We start from the raw sequence: 16,763 nt of genomic DNA, 5'->3' as shown, positions 1-16,763 counted from the left end.
CTCGGCGCGTGGTGGTGGGGTCAGTCGGCCGACTCCGCCGACTGACCCCACCACCACGCGCCGAGAGCCGGCCCCGACGACGGGGCCGGCTCTCGCCGTCGTGCGCGTCCTCCCGCCTGGCCCCCACCTCGACACGCATATGCGCGCACGTTGCGGCGCAAGGGGTGACGGAGCCGTGGTTCTTCCGCATATGCGGAAGAACCACGGTGGCGTGTCAGCGGGTGGTGTCGACGAGGCGGTAGCCCATGCCGCGCACGGTGACGATGCGCTCGGCGCCGAGCTTCTTGCGCAGGTAGCGGACGTAGACGTCCACGACGTTGGAGCCGGGGTCGAAGTCGTAGCCCCACACCCGGTCGAGCAGCTGCTCGCGGCTGAGGACCTGGCCCGGGTGGGACAGGAAGGTCTCGGCGAGGGAGAACTCGCGGGCGGACAGCTCCACCTCCCGGCCGGCGACCGTCGCGTGCCGGGTGCGCAGGTCCAGGGACAGGTCACCGAAGGCGAGGACGTTCGTCGACTGGCCGCCCTGCTCGGGCGCACGCAGGCGCAGCCGGATCCGGGCGAGGAGCTCCTCGAAGCGGAAGGGCTTGGGCATGTAGTCGTCGGCCCCGCCCTCGAGCCCGGCGACGGTGTCATCCACCGAGGTGCGGGCGGTGAGGATGATGACCGGCAGGGCCGAGCCGGCCTCCCGCAGCCGGCGCAGGACGGTGAACCCGTCCATGTCGGGCAGGCCGATGTCGAGGACGAGGAGCTGGACGTCCCCGGCCAGCGCGAGGACGAGCGCCTCCTGGCCGGTCGTCACCGCCGTCGAGGCGTAGCCCGCGGCGCGCAGGCCCTTGGTGATGAAGGAGGAGATGCCGGGCTCGTCCTCGGCGATCAGGATCTGGGACATCTAGCGGGCTCCGTCCTGGCCGGCGCCCTCTGCGCCGAGCTCGTCGGGGTCGACGACGATCTCGTCGTCGGGGATGGGGGCGGGCTGGACGCCGGGCGCCGGCAGGAGCAGCGTGAAGCGCGACCCCCTGCCCGGCGCGGAGGTGACGTCGACGCGCCCCCCGTGCCCGGCGGCGATCGCCGCGACGATCGACAGGCCGAGGCCGGAGCCCCCGGCCGGGCGTCGCTGCGGCCCGGTCACCTGGGCGAAGCGCTCGAAGATCCGGCCCTGCTGCTCGGGTGGGATGCCGATGCCCTCGTCCTCCACCCACAGGGCCAGGCGGTCGTCCTCGAGGCGGGAGCCGAGGCGGACGGTGCTGCCGTCGTCGGAGAACTTCACCGCGTTGGCCGCGAGCTGGAGGAGTGCCTGCGTCACGCGCTCGGGGTCGACGTCGACGACGGCCTCGGCGCGGTTCGTCACCCGCCAGCGCCGGTTGCCCAGCTGCCGGGCCTGGTCGAGGACGTTGTCGAGGAGCGTGCCGACGTCCGTCGGCTCGGTCCGCACGAAGTCCGGCGCCTCGGACCGGGCGAGGAGGACGAGGTCGTCGGCGAGCCGGTGCATCCGGTCGAGCTCACGCAGCGCGAGCGCGCGCGTCTCGGTCGCGTCCTGCTCGTCGGTCGGGTCCATGAGCTCGAGGTGGCCCCGCACGATGGTGATCGGCGTGCGCAGCTCGTGCCCGGCGTCGTCGAGGAGCTGGCGCTGGGAGCCGAAGGCCGTCTCCAGCCGCCCGAGCATGTCGTTGAAGGTCCGGGCGAGCTCGGACAGGTCGTCGGTGCCGTCCACGGGGATGCGGCGGGAGAGGTCGGTGACGCTGATCTGCTCGGCCGTCTCCCGCAGTGTCCGCAGCGGCCGCAGCAGGCGGCCCGAGAGGACCCAGGCGACGACGGCGAGCACGAGGAGCGAGCCGGCCGCGACGATGCCGTAGGTGCGGAAGGTCGCCCCGATCTCCGCCTGCTCCGCGTCGCGGTCGAAGGCGAGGATCATCGCGCCCGGCGCGGAGTCCCCGACCTGGACGGGTACGGCGGCGTAGCGGTACTCCCGCTGGGAGGTCCGCAGCGTGTCGATGACGACGCGCTCGAGCTGCCAGGCGTCGGAGACGGCGTGGACGAGCTCGGGGTCCAGCGCGAGTGGGACGCCGATGTCCTGCGTCTGGTAGCGGACGTTGTCCCGGATGAAGGCGATCATGCCCTCGTTCGTCGCCGGCACCTCGCGGCTCATCATCGTGTACAGCAGGCGGTCGGAGTCCTGGAAGGCTGTCCCGGTGTCCGGGTCGACGCCGGTCTCGGCCAGCGTGCGCAGCTCGGTGATCGTCCGGTTGAGGGCGTCGTCGATGTCCCGGTCCACGCGGATGCGCTGCAGCCCCCACGCCGTCCCGCCCGCCGCGACGAGGGCGAGCGCGCTCAGCACGAGCACGGTCGCGAGGATGCGGGTGCGGACCGTGAGGGGACGACGACGGCGGGTGCTCACCCGGTCAGTATCGGGGCCGGGCATGAGACAGGGATGAGAAAAGGCCCGGGCTCCCGCCCGGGCCTCTCTCGTCGCGTGCTCGCGTCAGGCGAGGAGCTCCTGGATGCGCCGGATGCCCTCGACCATGTCCTCGGTGCCCAGCGCGTAGCTCAGGCGCAGGTAGCCGCTGGGGCCGAAGGCCTCACCGGGCACGACGGCCACCTCGGCCTCCTCGAGGATGAGAGCGGCCAGCTCGGCGGAGGTCTGCGGCGTGCGGCCGCGGATCGTGCGCCCGAGGACGCCCTCGACGTTCGGGTAGGCGTAGAACGCGCCCCGCGGGGTGGGGACCTCGACGCCGTCGATCTCCCGGAGCATGCTCACCATCGTGCGGCGGCGCTCGTCGAAGGCCTCGCGCATCGTCGCGACGGCGCTGAGGTCGCCGGACACCGCGGCGAGGGCGGCGCGCTGGGACACGTTGGCGACGTTCGAGGTGAGGTGGGACTGGAGGTTCGTCGCCGCCTTGATGACGTCGCTCGGGCCGACCATCCAGCCCACGCGCCAGCCGGTCATCGCGTAGGTCTTGGCGACGCCGTTGAGGACGATCGTCGTGTCGGCGAGCTCGGGGACGGCGCGCAGCACGGGGGTGAACACGGCGTCGTCGTAGACGAGGTGCTCGTAGATCTCGTCGGTGATGACCCACACGCCGTGCTCGTGGGCCCAGCGGCCGATCGCGGCGGTCTGCTCGGGGGAGTAGACAGCGCCGGTGGGGTTGGACGGCGAGCAGAAGAGCAGCGCCTTGGTCCGGGGCGTGCGGGCCGCCTCGAGCTGCTCGACCGTGACGAGGTAGTCCTGGTCGGAGCCGGCGACGACCTCGACGGTGCGCCCGCCGGCCAGCGCGATGGCCTCGGGGTAGGTGGTCCAGTACGGGGCGGGCAGGAGGACCTCGTCGCCCGGGTCGATGATCGCGGCAAAGGCCTGGTAGACCGCCTGCTTGCCCCCGTTGGTCACGAGGACCTGGTCCGGGGAGATCTCGTAGCCGGAGTCGCGCAGCGTCTTGGCCGCGATCGCCTCGCGCAGGACGGGCAGGCCCTTGGCGGGGGAGTAGCGGTGGTTGACCGGGTCCTGCGCCGCGGCGACGGCCGCGTCGACGATGTACTGGGGTGTGGGGAAGTCCGGCTCGCCGGCGCCGAAGCCGATGACCGGCCGGCCGGCGGCCTTGAGCGCCTTCGCCTTCGCGTCGACCGCCAGGGTGGCGCTCTCGGCGATCGCCGCCAGCCGGGCGGAGACGCGCGTGGGGGACGGGGTGCTCGGGGTGCTCGTGTGCTCGCTCACCCGGCTATGGTGGCACGGCCCGCGCGCGCCGTCCCCGGGCCGCCCGTCCCACGGACGGAGGGCCGCGACGAGCGTCACGGGCAGGCGTATTCGACCAAGCGGCCCCGGACGCGTACACTCGATCCCTGGTGGCTCTCGACCACCGGCTCGACCGCGCGCTGCGACGGTCGGTCGGAGGCGGAAGTCGCGAAGGGCAGTGGCGCAATTGGTAGCGCACCGGTCTCCAAAACCGGCGGTTGTGGGTTCGAGTCCCTCCTGCCCTGCAGCAGTGGCGTCGGAACGGCGCCCTCGGCCACGACACCCTGACCAGTGAGGAAGACCGCCTGTGAGTGAGTCCGCGAGCACGACCTCGGGCAAGCCCGAGCGTGCCGGCCGCGCCGGGGACGGGACGACCAAGAAGCGTGGTCTCTTCGCCCGGATCGCGCTGTTCGTCCGACAGGTGATCGCCGAGCTGAAGAAGGTCGTCAAGCCGACCCGCAACGAGCTGTTCACCTTCTTCGTCGTCGTCATCGTCTTCGTGCTGGCGATCATGGCCTACGTGGGCCTTGTCGACCTGGGCTTCGGGCGGCTGGCGCTGTGGGTGTTCGGCGGCTGATCCCGCCCCCCGCAGCATCGAACTACGACGCAAGAAAGTTGGTACCCCGTGACTGAGGAGACCGTGGAGCACACGGCCCCGGACGAGGCTCCTGACGACACCCCGAGCGACCTGCCGGGTGCGGAGGCCGAGAGCACCGCAGCCGTCGAGGAGAGCGAGGCCGCAGGCGAGGACTCGACCCCCGCCGAGCAGTCGGCCGTCGTCGAGGACTCCCCCGAGGACGACGCCGAGGAGGCCGAGGAGGTCTCCCCCGAGGAGGAGTTCCGCCGCGAGCTGCGGCTGCTGCCGGGCTACTGGTACGTCGTGCACTCCTACGCGGGCTACGAGAAGCGCGTCAAGGCGAACCTCGAGAACCGCATCCAGAGCCTCAACATGGAGGACTACATCTTCCAGGTCGAGGTCCCGATGGAGGACGTCGTCGAGATCAAGAACTCCCAGCGCAAGCTCGTCACCCGGGTCCGTATCCCGGGCTACGTGCTCGTGCGCATGGACCTGACCGACGAGTCGTGGGGCGCGGTGCGCCACACGCCCGGTGTCACCGGCTTCGTCGGCCACACGCACCAGCCGGTGCCGCTGACCGAGGACGAGGTCTTCTCGATGCTCGCCCCGACCCTCGCCCCCAAGGAGTCGGCCAAGGCCGCGGGCGGCGGGAGTGCCCCGAGCACCCCGATCGAGGTCGAGTTCTCCGTCGGCGAGTCCGTCACCGTCACCGACGGGCCCTTCGAGACCCTCCCGGCCACGATCTCCGAGATCAGCCCGGAGCAGCAGAAGCTCAAGGTGCTCGTGTCGATCTTCGGCCGGGAGACCCCGGTCGAGCTGTCGTTCTCGCAGGTCGCCAAGATCTGAGCGGACGGCTCCCCGGCGCACGCTTCCTGCTGCGCCGGACCCGCAAGGCGGCGTCGGCGGTCACCGACGCCCAGGAACATAAGGACGCACCATGCCTCCCAAGAAGAAGGTTGCAGGCCTGATCAAGCTCCAGATCCAGGCCGGCGCCGCGACCCCCGCGCCGCCCATCGGCCCCGCGCTGGGCCAGCACGGCGTGAACATCATGGAGTTCTGCAAGGCGTACAACGCGGCGACCGAGTCGCAGCGCGGCAACGTCATCCCCGTGGAGATCACGGTGTACGAGGACCGCTCGTTCACCTTCATCACCAAGACCCCGCCGGCCGCCGAGCTCATCAAGAAGGCCGCCGGCGTCGCCAAGGGCTCCGGCACCCCGCACACCGCGAAGGTCGGCTCCCTCACGATGGCGCAGGTCCGCGAGATCGCCGAGGGCAAGATGGTCGACCTCAACGCCAACGACGTCGACGCCGCCGCGAAGATCATCGCCGGCACCGCCCGTTCCATGGGCATCACCGTCTCGGACTGAGGCACCAGGACGCCTCCCGCGTCCGTCGTTCCAGGCGCCTCGGCGCCCCGTGGCAGGGTCCGGCGCGGACCCGCAGACCACGACTGCTCACACTAGGAGAAGCAGCATGACCACGCGCAGCAAGAACTACCGCAAGGCGGCCGAGAAGATCGACCGCTCCCAGGTCTACGCCCCCCTCGAGGCCGTCCGCCTCGCCAAGGAGAGCGCGACCACCACGTTCGACCAGACCGTCGAGGTCGTCTTCCGTCTCGGCGTCGACCCCCGCAAGGCGGACCAGATGGTGCGCGGCACCGTCAGCCTGCCCCACGGGACCGGCAAGTCGGCCCGTGTCCTCGTCTTCGCCGTCGGCGAGCGCGCGGCGCAGGCCGAGGCCGCCGGCGCCGACGAGGTCGGTGGCGACGAGCTCATCGAGAAGGTCGCCGCGGGCTACACGAACTTCGACGCCGCCGTCGCGACGCCGGACCTCATGGGCAAGGTCGGCCGCCTCGGCCGCGTGCTCGGCCCCCGTGGCCTCATGCCCAACCCGAAGACCGGCACGGTGACCATGGACGTCGCCAAGGCGGTCACGGAGATCAAGGGCGGGCGGATCGAGTTCCGCGTCGACAAGAACTCCAACCTCCACTTCATCGTCGGCAAGGTCTCCTTCTCCGAGGAGCAGCTGGTGGAGAACTACGCCGCCGCCCTCGACGAGGTGCTGCGGCTCAAGCCGTCCTCCTCCAAGGGCCGGTACATCTCCAAGGCCACCATGGCCACGACGATGGGCCCGGGCATCCCGCTCGACGCCACCCTCACGCGCAACCTCACCTCGGACACCCCGTCCTGATCTGAGACCACGTCAGCAGCGCCCCGGCCCGCAAGGACCGGGGCGCTGCTGCGTCTGGGTGTGGGGTGGGGCACACCAGGGCCGACGGGCTTGGACCTGAGCCCGCTGCCGGGGTACTGTTGCCTCTGCCCAAGACCGCCGGTCCCCCGTCAGCCATGACGGGTCGAAGTCCGCAGCAGCGGAGCCAGCGCAGGTGATCATGTGACGCCGTCTCGCGACGCGCCCCGTGCACACCCTGCGCGGGGCTTTTTTGTTGCTCGACTCCATCCTCCGGCGGCACGACCGAGAAGGAGGGCCATGGCGAGGCCTGACAAGGTGGCGGCAGTCACCGAGCTCACGCAGCAGCTGCGTGAGGCAAACGCCGTCGTGCTCACCGAGTACCGCGGGCTCAGCGTCGGCCAGCTCAAGGAGCTGCGCCGCTCGCTCGGCACCAATGCCAGCTACGCCGTCGTGAAGAACACGCTGACCGCCATCGCGGCCAAGGAGGCGGGGCTCGACGGACTCGAGGACCAGCTCACCGGCCCGACGGCGATCGCATTCGTGACCGGGGAGCCCTCCGAGGCTGCCAAGGGTCTGCGTGACTTCGCCAAGAGCAACCCCCAGCTCGTCATCAAGGGCGGCGTGCTCGAGGGCCGGGCGCTGTCGGCGCAGGACGTCGACACGCTCGCGAGCCTCGAGAGCCGTGAGGTGCTGCTGGGCAAGGCGGCTGGCGCGTTCAAGGCAGCGCTCTACCAGGCTGCATACCTGTTCACCGCGCCGGCCACCCAGGCCGCGCGCACCATCGAGGCCCTGCGCGAGAAGCAGGCCGCCGACGCCGCCTGAGGCGTCGGTACCCCCACCCCACCCTGCTCCACGCAGTAGACAGCACAGGGCAGAACAACCAGGAAGGACGCCACCATGGCGAAGCTCACCACCGACGAGCTCATCGAGGCTTTCAAGGAGCTCACCCTCATCGAGCTCTCCGAGTTCGTGAAGCAGTTCGAGGAGACCTTCGAGGTCACCGCCGCTGCTCCGGTCGCCGTTGCCGCGGCCGCCCCGGCCGGCGGCGGCGACGCCGGCGCGGCCGAGGAGGAGAAGACCGAGTTCGATGTCGTCCTCGACGCGATCGGCGACAAGAAGATCCAGGTCATCAAGGAGGTCCGCGCGCTCACGAGCCTCGGCCTCAAGGAGGCCAAGGACCTCGTGGACTCGGCCCCCAAGGCCGTCCTCGAGGGCGTCGACAAGGACACCGCGGACAAGGCCAAGGAGGCCCTCGAGGGCGCCGGGGCCACCGTCTCCGTCAAGTGACCTCATAGCACCACCCGGCCTCACGGCCCGTCACGGCCCGGCACCCCTCGGGGTGCCGGGCCGTCGGCGTTCCCCGGAATCTCCGGCGCGCCACGACTTCTCCCACCCGAGGTGATGGCGTATGGTGAGCGGCGTCGGCCAGACCAGGGCCCACAGCGCGACGGTGCGCTGGACATAGCCCTGCGCACGTGTGTATGCTGTCGCTTTGCGCTGACTTCTGCCTGCCTGTCTGCCGCCCCGAACCCTGCCGCGTGCTGGGTCGACGCGACGAGGAGACAGTCCCGACAGCGCAGTGTGCACACAATTCGCAGGGAAGGACCCCCTTTGGCTGCCTCGCGCACCTCTTCTGTTCCCACCGCTGAAGACATCGCCACACGGCTCGCCTCGCGCCGTGTCTCGTTCGCCAAGATCCAGGAGCCGCTCCAGGCGCCCGATCTTCTCGGGCTGCAGACCGAGAGCTTCGACTGGCTCCTCGGCAACCCGGCGTGGCGCGACCGCGTCGCCGCTGCCATCGAGCAGGGCGACAAGAACGTTCCCCGCACCTCGGGGCTGGAGGAGATCTTCGCGGAGATCTCCCCGATCGAGGACTTCGGCCAGTCGATGTCCCTCTCCTTCAACGACCACCGCTTCGAGCCGGCGAAGTACACGCCGGAGGAGTGCAAGGAGAAGGACTTCACCTACGCCGCTCCGCTGTTCGTCACGGCGGAGTTCACCAACTACGAGACCGGCGAGATCAAGTCGCAGACGGTCTTCATGGGTGACTTCCCGCTCATGACCGAGCGCGGCACGTTCATCATCAACGGCACCGAGCGTGTCGTCGTCTCCCAGCTCGTCCGCTCCCCGGGCGTGTACTTCGAGCGCAGCGCCGACAAGACGTCCGACAAGGACATCTTCACGACGAAGATCATCCCCTCGCGCGGCGCCTGGCTCGAGTTCGAGATCGACAAGCGCGACGCCGTCGGGATCCGCATCGACCGCAAGCGCAAGCAGTCGATCACCGTCTTCCTGCGTGCGCTCGGCATGACCGAGAGCGAGATCCGCGAGGAGTTCGCCGACTACCCGGTCCTGCTGGAGACCCTCGAGAAGGACAACGTCAGCACCCAGGACGAGGCCCTGCTCGACATCTACCGCAAGGTCCGCCCCGGCGAGCCGCCGACGGTCGAGGCCGGTCGCAACCTCCTCGACAACTACTACTTCAACTCCAAGCGCTACGACCTCGCCAAGGTCGGCCGCTACAAGGTGAACAAGAAGCTCGGCACGAGCGGTGACCTCACCGAGTCCGTGCTGCGCGTCGAGGACATCAAGGCCGCGGTCCGCTACCTCCTCGCCCTCCACAAGGGCGAGACGGAGTACACCGTCGAGCGCGACGGCGAGCAGGTCACGGTGCGCGTCGAGACCGACGACATCGACCACTTCGGCAACCGCCGCATCCGGTCCGTCGGCGAGCTCATCCAGAACCAGATCCGCACGGGTCTGTCCCGGATGGAGCGCGTCGTGCGCGAGCGCATGACCACGCAGGACGTCGAGGCGATCACGCCGCAGACCCTCATCAACATCCGGCCCGTCGTCGCCTCCATCAAGGAGTTCTTCGGCACGTCGCAGCTGTCGCAGTTCATGGACCAGAACAACCCGCTGGCCGGGCTGACGCACAAGCGTCGTCTCAACGCCCTCGGCCCGGGTGGTCTGTCCCGTGACCGCGCGGCGATGGAGGTCCGTGACGTCCACCCCTCGCACTACGGCCGCATGTGCCCGATCGAGACCCCTGAGGGCCCGAACATCGGCCTCATCGGCTCGCTCGCGACCTTCGCGCGCATCAACCCCTTCGGCTTCGTCGAGACCCCCTACCGTCGCGTCGTCGACGGCCGGGTGACCGACGACGTCGACTACCTCACCGCCGACGACGAGGACCGCTACGTCATCGCGCAGGCGAACGCCAAGCTCGACGACGACGGCAACTTCCGCGAGGAGCAGGTGCTCGTCCGGGCCAGCGGCGGCAGTGGCGAGATGGCCACCGTCCCGCAGTCGGAGATCGACTACATGGACGTCTCCGCCCGCCAGATGGTCTCCGTCGCGACCGCGATGATCCCCTTCCTCGAGCACGACGACGCGAACCGTGCGCTCATGGGCGCCAACATGCAGCGTCAGGCGGTCCCGCTGGTCCGCAGCGAGGCCCCGCTCGTGGGCACCGGCATGGAGCGCCGCGCGGCGGTCGACGCCGGCGACGTCATCACGGCGAGCAAGCCCGGTGTCGTCACCGAGGTCTCCGCGGACTCGATCCACGTGGCCGCCGACGACGGCACGAACCAGGTCTACCGCGTCGCGAAGTTCCGTCGCTCCAACCAGGGCACCTCCTACAACCAGCGCGTGCTGGTCGACGAGGGCGACCGCGTCGAGGTCGGCTCCGCGCTGGCCGACGGCCCGGCGACCGACGACGGCGAGCTGGCCCTGGGCCGCAACCTCCTCGTCGCGTTCATGTCGTGGGAGGGCCACAACTACGAGGACGCGATCATCCTCTCCCAGCGCCTCGTGGCCGAGGACGTCCTGTCCTCGATCCACATCGAGGAGCACGAGGTCGACGCCCGCGACACGAAGCTGGGCGCCGAGGAGATCACCCGGGACATCCCGAACGTCTCCGAGGACGTCCTCGCCGACCTCGACGAGCGCGGCATCATCCGTATCGGTGCCGAGGTCAGCGCCGGCGACATCCTCGTCGGCAAGGTCACGCCCAAGGGTGAGACCGAGCTGACGAGCGAGGAGCGCCTGCTCCGCGCGATCTTCGGCGAGAAGGCCCGCGAGGTGCGCGACACCTCTCTCAAGGTGCCCCACGGTGAGTCCGGGACCGTCATCGGTATCCAGGAGTTCAACGCGGACGAGGACGACGAGCTGCCCGCCGGCGTCAACCAGATGGTGCGCGTCTACATCGCCCAGCGCCGCAAGATCACCGACGGCGACAAGCTCGCCGGGCGCCACGGCAACAAGGGTGTCATCTCCAAGATCCTCCCGGTCGAGGACATGCCCTTCCTCGAGGACGGCACGCCCGTCGACATCATCCTCAACCCGCTCGGTGTGCCCGGCCGCATGAACGTCGGCCAGGTGCTCGAGACCCACCTCGGGTGGGTCGCCAAGCAGGGCTGGGACGCCACCGACGCGCCGCAGGGCGAGGGCACGTGGACCGAGAACCTGCCCGAGGGTGCGCTGCGCGGAGAGGCCGGGACCCCGGTCGCGACGCCCGTCTTCGACGGCATCCACGAGCACGAGCTCACCGGTCTCCTCGGCCACACCACGCCCAACCGTGACGGCGAGCGGATGGTCGGCACCGACGGCAAGGCCCGTCTGTTCGACGGCCGCTCCGGGGAGCCCTTCCCCGAGCCCGTCGCCGTCGGCTACATGTACATCCTCAAGCTCCACCACCTCGTGGACGACAAGATCCACGCCCGCTCCACCGGCCCGTACTCGATGATCACGCAGCAGCCGCTGGGTGGTAAGGCACAGTTCGGTGGCCAGCGCTTCGGTGAGATGGAGGTGTGGGCCCTGGAGGCCTACGGCGCCGCCTACGCGCTGCAGGAGCTCCTGACGATCAAGTCCGACGACATCCCCGGACGCGTCAAGGTGTACGAGGCCATCGTCAAGGGCGAGAACATCCCCGAGCCCGGCATCCCCGAGTCCTTCAAGGTGCTCATGAAGGAGATGCAGTCCCTGTGCCTGAACGTCGAGGCCCTGGACGCGGAGGGCAACGCCATCGAGCTGCGTGACGCCGACGAGGAGGTCTACCGGGCCGCCGACGAGCTCGGGATCGACCTGTCGCGTCGTCCCGACGCCAGCAGCGTCGACGACATCTAAGAGGCCGCGGCTGCCGTGACCTCCCGGTCACGGCAGCCCCGCCGGCCCCGTTTGGATTCCACACGGTGACACACCGAAGGAAGTAGGAAACCTTGCTCGACGTCAATGTCTTCGACCAGCTCCACATCGGCCTGGCCACGGCATCGGAGATCCGTGGTTGGTCCCACGGAGAGGTCAAGAAGCCCGAGACGATCAACTACCGCACGCTCAAGCCGGAGAAGGACGGCCTGTTCTGCGAGCGGATCTTCGGTCCCACCCGGGACTGGGAGTGCAACTGCGGCAAGTACAAGCGCGTGCGCTACAAGGGCATCATCTGTGAGCGCTGCGGTGTCGAGGTCACGCGCTCCAAGGTGCGCCGTGAGCGGATGGGCCACATCGAGCTCGCCGCCCCCGTCACCCACATCTGGTACTTCAAGGGCGTCCCCTCGCGCCTCGGGTACCTCCTCAACCTCGCCCCGAAGGACCTCGAGAAGGTCATCTACTTCGCGGCGTACATGATCACCGAGGTCGACCAGGACGGTCGCCACGAGGACCTGTCCAGCCTCCAGAACGAGATGGACCTCGAGAAGCAGGACGTCGAGCGCAAGCGCGACACCGACATCGAGGCCCGTGCCAAGCGCCTGGAGGAGGACCTCGCCGAGCTCGAGCAGGCCGGGGCCAAGGCCGACGCCCGCGAGAAGCTGCGCAAGTCCGCCGAGCGCGAGATGGCGCAGCTGCGCAAGCGCGCCGACCAGGACCTCGACCGTCTCGACACGATCTGGGACCGGTTCAAGAACCTCAAGGTCGGTGACCTCGAGGGCGACGAGCTGCTCTACCGCGAGCTCCAGGCCCGCTACGGCATCTACTTCAAGGGCTACATGGGGGCCGAGGCCATCCAGAAGCGCCTGGAGACCTTCGACCTGGCCGCCGAGGCGGAGTCGCTGCGCGAGACCATCTCCACGGGGACCGGTCAGCGCAAGACCCGCGCCCTCAAGCGCCTCAAGGTCGTCAACGCGTTCCTCACCACGGAGAACTCGCCGCTGGGCATGGTCCTGGACGCCGTCCCGGTCATCCCGCCGGACCTGCGCCCGATGGTCCAGCTGGACGGTGGCCGCTTCGCGACCTCCGACCTCAACGACCTCTACCGCCGCGTCATCAACCGGAACAACCGCCTCAAGCGGCTGCTCGACCTCGGCGCGCCGGAGATCATTGTCAACAACGAGAAGCGGATGCTCCAGGAGGCCGTGGACTCGCTGTTCGACAACGGCCGCCGTGGCCGTCCGGTCACCGGACCCGGCAACCGCGCGCTCAAGTCGATCTCCGACATGCTCAAGGGCAAGCAGGGACGTTTCCGTCAGAACCTGCTCGGCAAGCGCGTCGACTACTCCGGCCGTTCGGTCATCGTCGTCGGCCCGCAGCTGCAGCTGCACCAGTGCGGCCTGCCCAAGCAGATGGCGCTCGAGCTCTTCAAGCCCTTCGTCATGAAGCGGCTCGTGGACCTCAACCACGCGCAGAACATCAAGGCCGCCAAGCGGATGGTCGAGCGCGCCCGCACCCAGGTGTGGGACGTGCTCGAGGAGGTCATCACCGAGCACCCCGTGCTGCTCAACCGTGCCCCCACGCTGCACCGCCTCGGCATCCAGGCCTTCGAGCCGCAGCTCGTCGAGGGCAAGGCCATCCAGCTCCACCCGCTCGTGTGCGGCGCCTTCAACGCCGACTTCGACGGCGACCAGATGGCCGTGCACCTGCCGCTGAGCACCGAGGCGCAGGCCGAGGCCCGCATCCTCATGCTCTCGAGCAACAACATCCTCAAGCCCTCGGACGGCCGTCCGGTGACCATGCCCACGCAGGACATGATCATCGGCCTGTTCCACCTCACCGGTGACAAGGCCGGCGGCGTGGGGGAGGGCCGGGTCTTCGGCTCGCCCTCCGAGGCGCGGATGGCCTTCGACGCCGGCGAGCTCGACCTCGGCGCGACCGTGCGGATCCGCTTCACCGACCTCGTCCCGCCGCTCGGCTGGACGGCACCGGAGGGCTGGGAGGAGGGTGACTCGATCATCCTCGAGACCTCCCTGGGCCGTGCGCTGTTCAACGAGGCGCTGCCGATCGACTACCCGTTCGTCAACGGCGTCGTCGGCAAGAAGGAGCTCTCGGGGATCGTCAACGACCTCGCCGAGCGCTACCCGAAGGTCGAGGTGGCCGCGAGCCTGGACGCCCTCAAGGAGGCCGGTTTCTACTGGGCCACCCGCTCGGGCGTCACGATCGCGATCTCCGACGTCGTCGCCCCGGACACCAAGGCGCACATCCTCGAGTCCTACGAGGAGAAGGCGCAGAAGGTCCAGCGCGAGTACGACCTCGGCCGCCGCAGCGAGGAGGAGCGTCGCTCCGAGCTCATCGACATCTGGACCCAGGCGACCAACGAGGTCGACCAGGCGATGCGGGTGAACTTCCCGGCGGACAACAACATTTTCCGCATGGTGACCTCCGGTGCCCGTGGTAACTGGCACCAGGTGCGTCAGATCGCCGGTATGCGTGGTCTGGTCGCCGACCCCAAGGGCCAGATCATCCCGCGTCCGATCAAGTCGAACTACCGCGAGGGCCTGTCGGTCCTCGAGTACTTCACCGCGACGCACGGCGCCCGTAAGGGTCTGGCGGACACCGCGCTGCGGACCGCCGACTCCGGCTACCTCACCCGTCGTCTCGTCGACGTCTCCCAGGACGTCATCGTCCGCGAGGACGACTGCGGGACCTCGCTGGGGCTGACGCTGCCGATCGCGGAGACGGACTCCTCCGGGGGCCTGCTGCTGCTCGACACCGTCGAGACCAGCGTCTACGCCCGCACGCTCGCGCAGGACGCCACGACCGACGACGGCACCGTCGTCGCCGAGGCCGGCGCGGACGTCGGTGACGTCCTCATCGCGCGGCTCGTCGCCGCCGGGGTCACGCAGGTCAAGGTCCGCTCGGTCCTCACCTGCCAGTCCCGCGTGGGGACCTGCGCCAAGTGCTACGGCCGCTCGCTGGCCACCGGCAAGCTCGTCGACATCGGCGAGGCCGTCGGCATCATCGCGGCGCAGTCCATCGGTGAGCCCGGCACGCAGCTGACGATGCGCACCTTCCACACCGGTGGTGCGGCCTCGGCCGAGGACATCACCCAGGGTCTGCCCCGTATCCAGGAGCTCTTCGAGGCCCGCACCCCCAAGGGTGAGGCGCCGATCAGCGAGGCCGCCGGCCGCGTGAAGATCGACGACTCGGAGCGCACCCGCAAGATCGTCGTCGTCCGCGACGACGGCGGTGAGGACCTGGCCTACCCGGTCTCCAAGCGCGTGCGCCTGCTGGTCGAGGACGGCGAGCACGTCGCCGTCGGCCGCCAGCTCGTCGCCGGCGCCGTGGACCCGAAGAAGGTCCTGCGGATCCTCGGCCCGCGTGCGGTCCAGAAGCACCTCGTCGACCAGGTCCAGGAGGTCTACCGCTCCCAGGGCGTGGACATCCACGACAAGCACGTCGAGGTCATCGTCCGGCAGATGCTCAAGCGCGTCACCGTGCTCGACTCGGGCGAGTCCCGGCTCCTGCCGGGCGAGCTCGCCGAGCGTGGCCGCTTCGAGGACGAGAACCGTCGCACGGTCTCCGAGGGTGGGACGCCGGCCTCCGGCCGTCCCGAGCTCATGGGCATCACCAAGGCGTCGCTGGCCACGGACTCGTGGCTGTCGGCGGCCTCCTTCCAGGAGACCACCAAGGTGCTGACCGAGGCCGCGATGAGCGGTCGTCGCGACCCGCTGCTCGGCCTCAAGGAGAACGTCATCCTCGGAAAGCTCATCCCCGCCGGTACGGGCCTGCCCCGCTACCGCAACGTGGACGTCGAGCCGACCGAGGAGGCGAAGGCGAAGGCCTTCTCCCAGCTGGGTTACAGCGAGCTGGACTTCGTCCAGGGCGGCTCGGACCCGATCATGCTCGAGGAGCTGGACTTCGGTCCGGACTCCTTCGGCGTGGACTTCCGCGGCGTGTGACCAGTCCGTGGGGCGGCCGCAGTGCGGCCGCCCCACGGAACGCGTGACGGACGTCAAGCCGCCACGCTTTGACGCAAGAAACTGCGGCAGAGTACGCTACTGGGCGGTGCCCGCGACATCGGGTCCCTCGTGCGTGCTTGTGATCCGCAGGCCCGGCGACACTCCCGAGTGCGGGGGGCAGGGGCCAGCAGACGACCGCCACGCGGTCAGGCCGGCAGCCCACCCGGTGCGCCGGGCGAACATCAAGCAGAGAAACACATCCGAGACGGAGACGTAGTGCCCACGATTCAGCAGCTGGTCCGCAAGGGCCGCAGCGTCAAGACCTCGACGTCGAAGACGCCCGCCCTCAAGGGCAGCCCCCAGCGGCGCGGGGTGTGCACCCGCGTGTACACGACGACCCCGAAGAAGCCGAACTCGGCGCTCCGCAAGGTCGCGCGCGTGCGCCTGTCCAGCGGGATCGAGGTCACGGCCTACATCCCCGGCGTCGGTCACAACCTCCAGGAGCACTCCATCGTGCTCGTCCGCGGTGGTCGCGTGAAGGACCTCCCCGGCGTCCGCTACAAGATCGTGCGCGGCGCGCTCGACACCCAGGGTGTCCGTGGTCGCCAGCAGGCTCGCAGCCGTTACGGCGCGAAGAAGGAGAAGAAGTAATGCCGCGCAAGGGTCCCGCACCTCAGCGGACGCTCGTCGTCGACCCGGTCTACGGCTCGCCGACCGTCACCCAGCTCGTCAACCGCATCCTGCGGGACGGCAAGAAGTCCACCGCCGAGAAGATCGTCTACGACGCCCTCGAGGGTGTTCGCGAGAAGACCGACGGTGACCCCACCGCGATCCTCAAGCGCGCGCTGGAGAACGTCCGCCCCTCCCTCGAGGTCCGTTCCCGCCGCGTCGGTGGCGCCACCTACCAGGTGCCCGTCGAGGTCCGCCCCTCCCGGCAGACCACGCTCGCCCTGCGCTGGCTCGTCGACTACGCCCGCGCCCGTCGCGAGAAGACGATGACCGAGCGCCTCATGAACGAGATCCTCGACGCCTCCAACGGCCTCGGTGCCGCGGTCAAGCGCCGCGAGGACACCCACAAGATGGCCGAGTCCAACCGGGCCTTCGCGCACTACCGCTGGTAGTTCGTCGCCCTGCCGTCCTGCACGAAATCGACTGAAGAG

13 protein-coding genes and 1 tRNA gene are annotated in these 16,763 nt (G+C 69.7%); 11 read left to right on the top strand and 3 right to left on the bottom strand.

Annotation, left to right across the window (positions count from 1 at the left end; all coding sequences use genetic code 11):
• Nucleotides 1-214: 214 nt before the first annotated feature.
• The 3 genes from ACWPXV_RS12400 to ACWPXV_RS12390 form a co-directional block, all read right to left on the bottom strand.
• Nucleotides 215-889: a response regulator transcription factor gene (locus tag ACWPXV_RS12400; RefSeq protein WP_454085497.1), complete on the bottom strand. Its 675-nt coding sequence runs from the start codon at nt 887-889 to the stop codon at nt 215-217.
• On the bottom strand, nt 890-2,395 hold the full coding sequence (locus tag ACWPXV_RS12395) for a sensor histidine kinase (RefSeq protein ID WP_454085496.1): 1,506 nt from the start codon (nt 2,393-2,395) through the stop codon (nt 890-892).
• An 84-nt stretch (nt 2,396-2,479) separates the two neighbouring features.
• Complete coding sequence (locus ACWPXV_RS12390) at nt 2,480-3,706, bottom strand: pyridoxal phosphate-dependent aminotransferase (protein ID WP_454085495.1); 1,227 nt, start codon at nt 3,704-3,706, stop codon at nt 2,480-2,482.
• A 190-nt stretch (nt 3,707-3,896) separates the two neighbouring features.
• Here ACWPXV_RS12390 and ACWPXV_RS12385 point away from each other — a divergent pair.
• The 11 genes from ACWPXV_RS12385 to rpsG all read left to right on the top strand — a co-directional run bounded on the left by ACWPXV_RS12385 (nt 3,897) and on the right by rpsG (nt 16,724).
• Nucleotides 3,897-3,969: transfer RNA gene (locus ACWPXV_RS12385), tRNA-Trp, on the top strand.
• A gap of 62 nt (nt 3,970-4,031) precedes the next feature.
• Nucleotides 4,032-4,301, top strand: a complete 270-nt coding sequence (gene secE / locus ACWPXV_RS12380) for a preprotein translocase subunit SecE (protein WP_251304060.1) — start codon at nt 4,032-4,034, stop codon at nt 4,299-4,301.
• A gap of 48 nt (nt 4,302-4,349) precedes the next feature.
• Nucleotides 4,350-5,147, top strand: coding sequence for a transcription termination/antitermination protein NusG (gene nusG / locus ACWPXV_RS12375; RefSeq protein WP_454085494.1), 798 nt, complete (start codon nt 4,350-4,352; stop codon nt 5,145-5,147).
• A 91-nt stretch (nt 5,148-5,238) separates the two neighbouring features.
• Complete coding sequence (rplK, locus tag ACWPXV_RS12370) at nt 5,239-5,670, top strand: 50S ribosomal protein L11 (RefSeq protein ID WP_152187590.1); 432 nt, start codon at nt 5,239-5,241, stop codon at nt 5,668-5,670.
• Between the two features lie 106 nt (nt 5,671-5,776).
• Nucleotides 5,777-6,493 carry a 50S ribosomal protein L1 gene (gene rplA, locus ACWPXV_RS12365; RefSeq protein WP_454085493.1) on the top strand — a complete coding sequence of 239 codons (717 nt, stop codon included), beginning with the start codon at nt 5,777-5,779 and terminating at the stop codon, nt 6,491-6,493.
• Between the two features lie 297 nt (nt 6,494-6,790).
• Nucleotides 6,791-7,315: a 50S ribosomal protein L10 gene (gene rplJ, locus ACWPXV_RS12360; RefSeq protein ID WP_454085492.1), complete on the top strand. Its 525-nt coding sequence runs from the start codon at nt 6,791-6,793 to the stop codon at nt 7,313-7,315.
• A 75-nt stretch (nt 7,316-7,390) separates the two neighbouring features.
• The gene (rplL, locus tag ACWPXV_RS12355) at nt 7,391-7,780 is read left to right on the top strand and encodes a 50S ribosomal protein L7/L12 (RefSeq protein WP_454085491.1); all 390 of its coding nucleotides are present in this window, start codon (nt 7,391-7,393) and stop codon (nt 7,778-7,780) included.
• A 324-nt stretch (nt 7,781-8,104) separates the two neighbouring features.
• The gene (rpoB, locus tag ACWPXV_RS12350) at nt 8,105-11,620 is read left to right on the top strand and encodes a DNA-directed RNA polymerase subunit beta (protein WP_454085490.1); all 3,516 of its coding nucleotides are present in this window, start codon (nt 8,105-8,107) and stop codon (nt 11,618-11,620) included.
• Between the two features lie 92 nt (nt 11,621-11,712).
• The gene (locus ACWPXV_RS12345; RefSeq protein ID WP_454085489.1) at nt 11,713-15,603 is read left to right on the top strand and encodes a DNA-directed RNA polymerase subunit beta'; all 3,891 of its coding nucleotides are present in this window, start codon (nt 11,713-11,715) and stop codon (nt 15,601-15,603) included.
• 276 nt (nt 15,604-15,879) lie between these two features.
• The gene (gene rpsL, locus ACWPXV_RS12340; protein WP_110852524.1) at nt 15,880-16,254 is read left to right on the top strand and encodes a 30S ribosomal protein S12; all 375 of its coding nucleotides are present in this window, start codon (nt 15,880-15,882) and stop codon (nt 16,252-16,254) included.
• Nucleotides 16,254-16,724, top strand: a complete 471-nt coding sequence (gene rpsG, locus ACWPXV_RS12335) for a 30S ribosomal protein S7 (protein ID WP_454085488.1) — start codon at nt 16,254-16,256, stop codon at nt 16,722-16,724. The genes rpsL and rpsG overlap by 1 nt, the downstream gene beginning before the upstream one ends.
• The last annotated feature ends 39 nt before the right edge of the window (nt 16,725-16,763 follow it).

The organism is Georgenia sp. Marseille-Q6866 (assembly GCF_965111665.1).
Note: the sequence above shows the minus strand (reverse complement) of the source record. Positions and strands in the feature narration are given on the sequence as shown.

Excerpts from the sequence above, each read along its gene's own strand:
- rpsG (WP_454085488.1), top strand. The coding sequence starts at position 16,254 with ATGCCGCGCAAGGGTCCCGCACCTCAGCGGACGCTCGTCGTCGACCCG.
- rplL (WP_454085491.1), top strand. The coding sequence starts at position 7,391 with ATGGCGAAGCTCACCACCGACGAGCTCATCGAGGCTTTCAAGGAGCTC.
- rplA (WP_454085493.1), top strand. The coding sequence starts at position 5,777 with ATGACCACGCGCAGCAAGAACTACCGCAAGGCGGCCGAGAAGATCGAC.
- ACWPXV_RS12400 (WP_454085497.1), bottom strand. The coding sequence starts at position 889 with ATGTCCCAGATCCTGATCGCCGAGGACGAGCCCGGCATCTCCTCCTTC.
- rplK (WP_152187590.1), top strand. The coding sequence starts at position 5,239 with ATGCCTCCCAAGAAGAAGGTTGCAGGCCTGATCAAGCTCCAGATCCAG.
- rplJ (WP_454085492.1), top strand. The coding sequence starts at position 6,791 with ATGGCGAGGCCTGACAAGGTGGCGGCAGTCACCGAGCTCACGCAGCAG.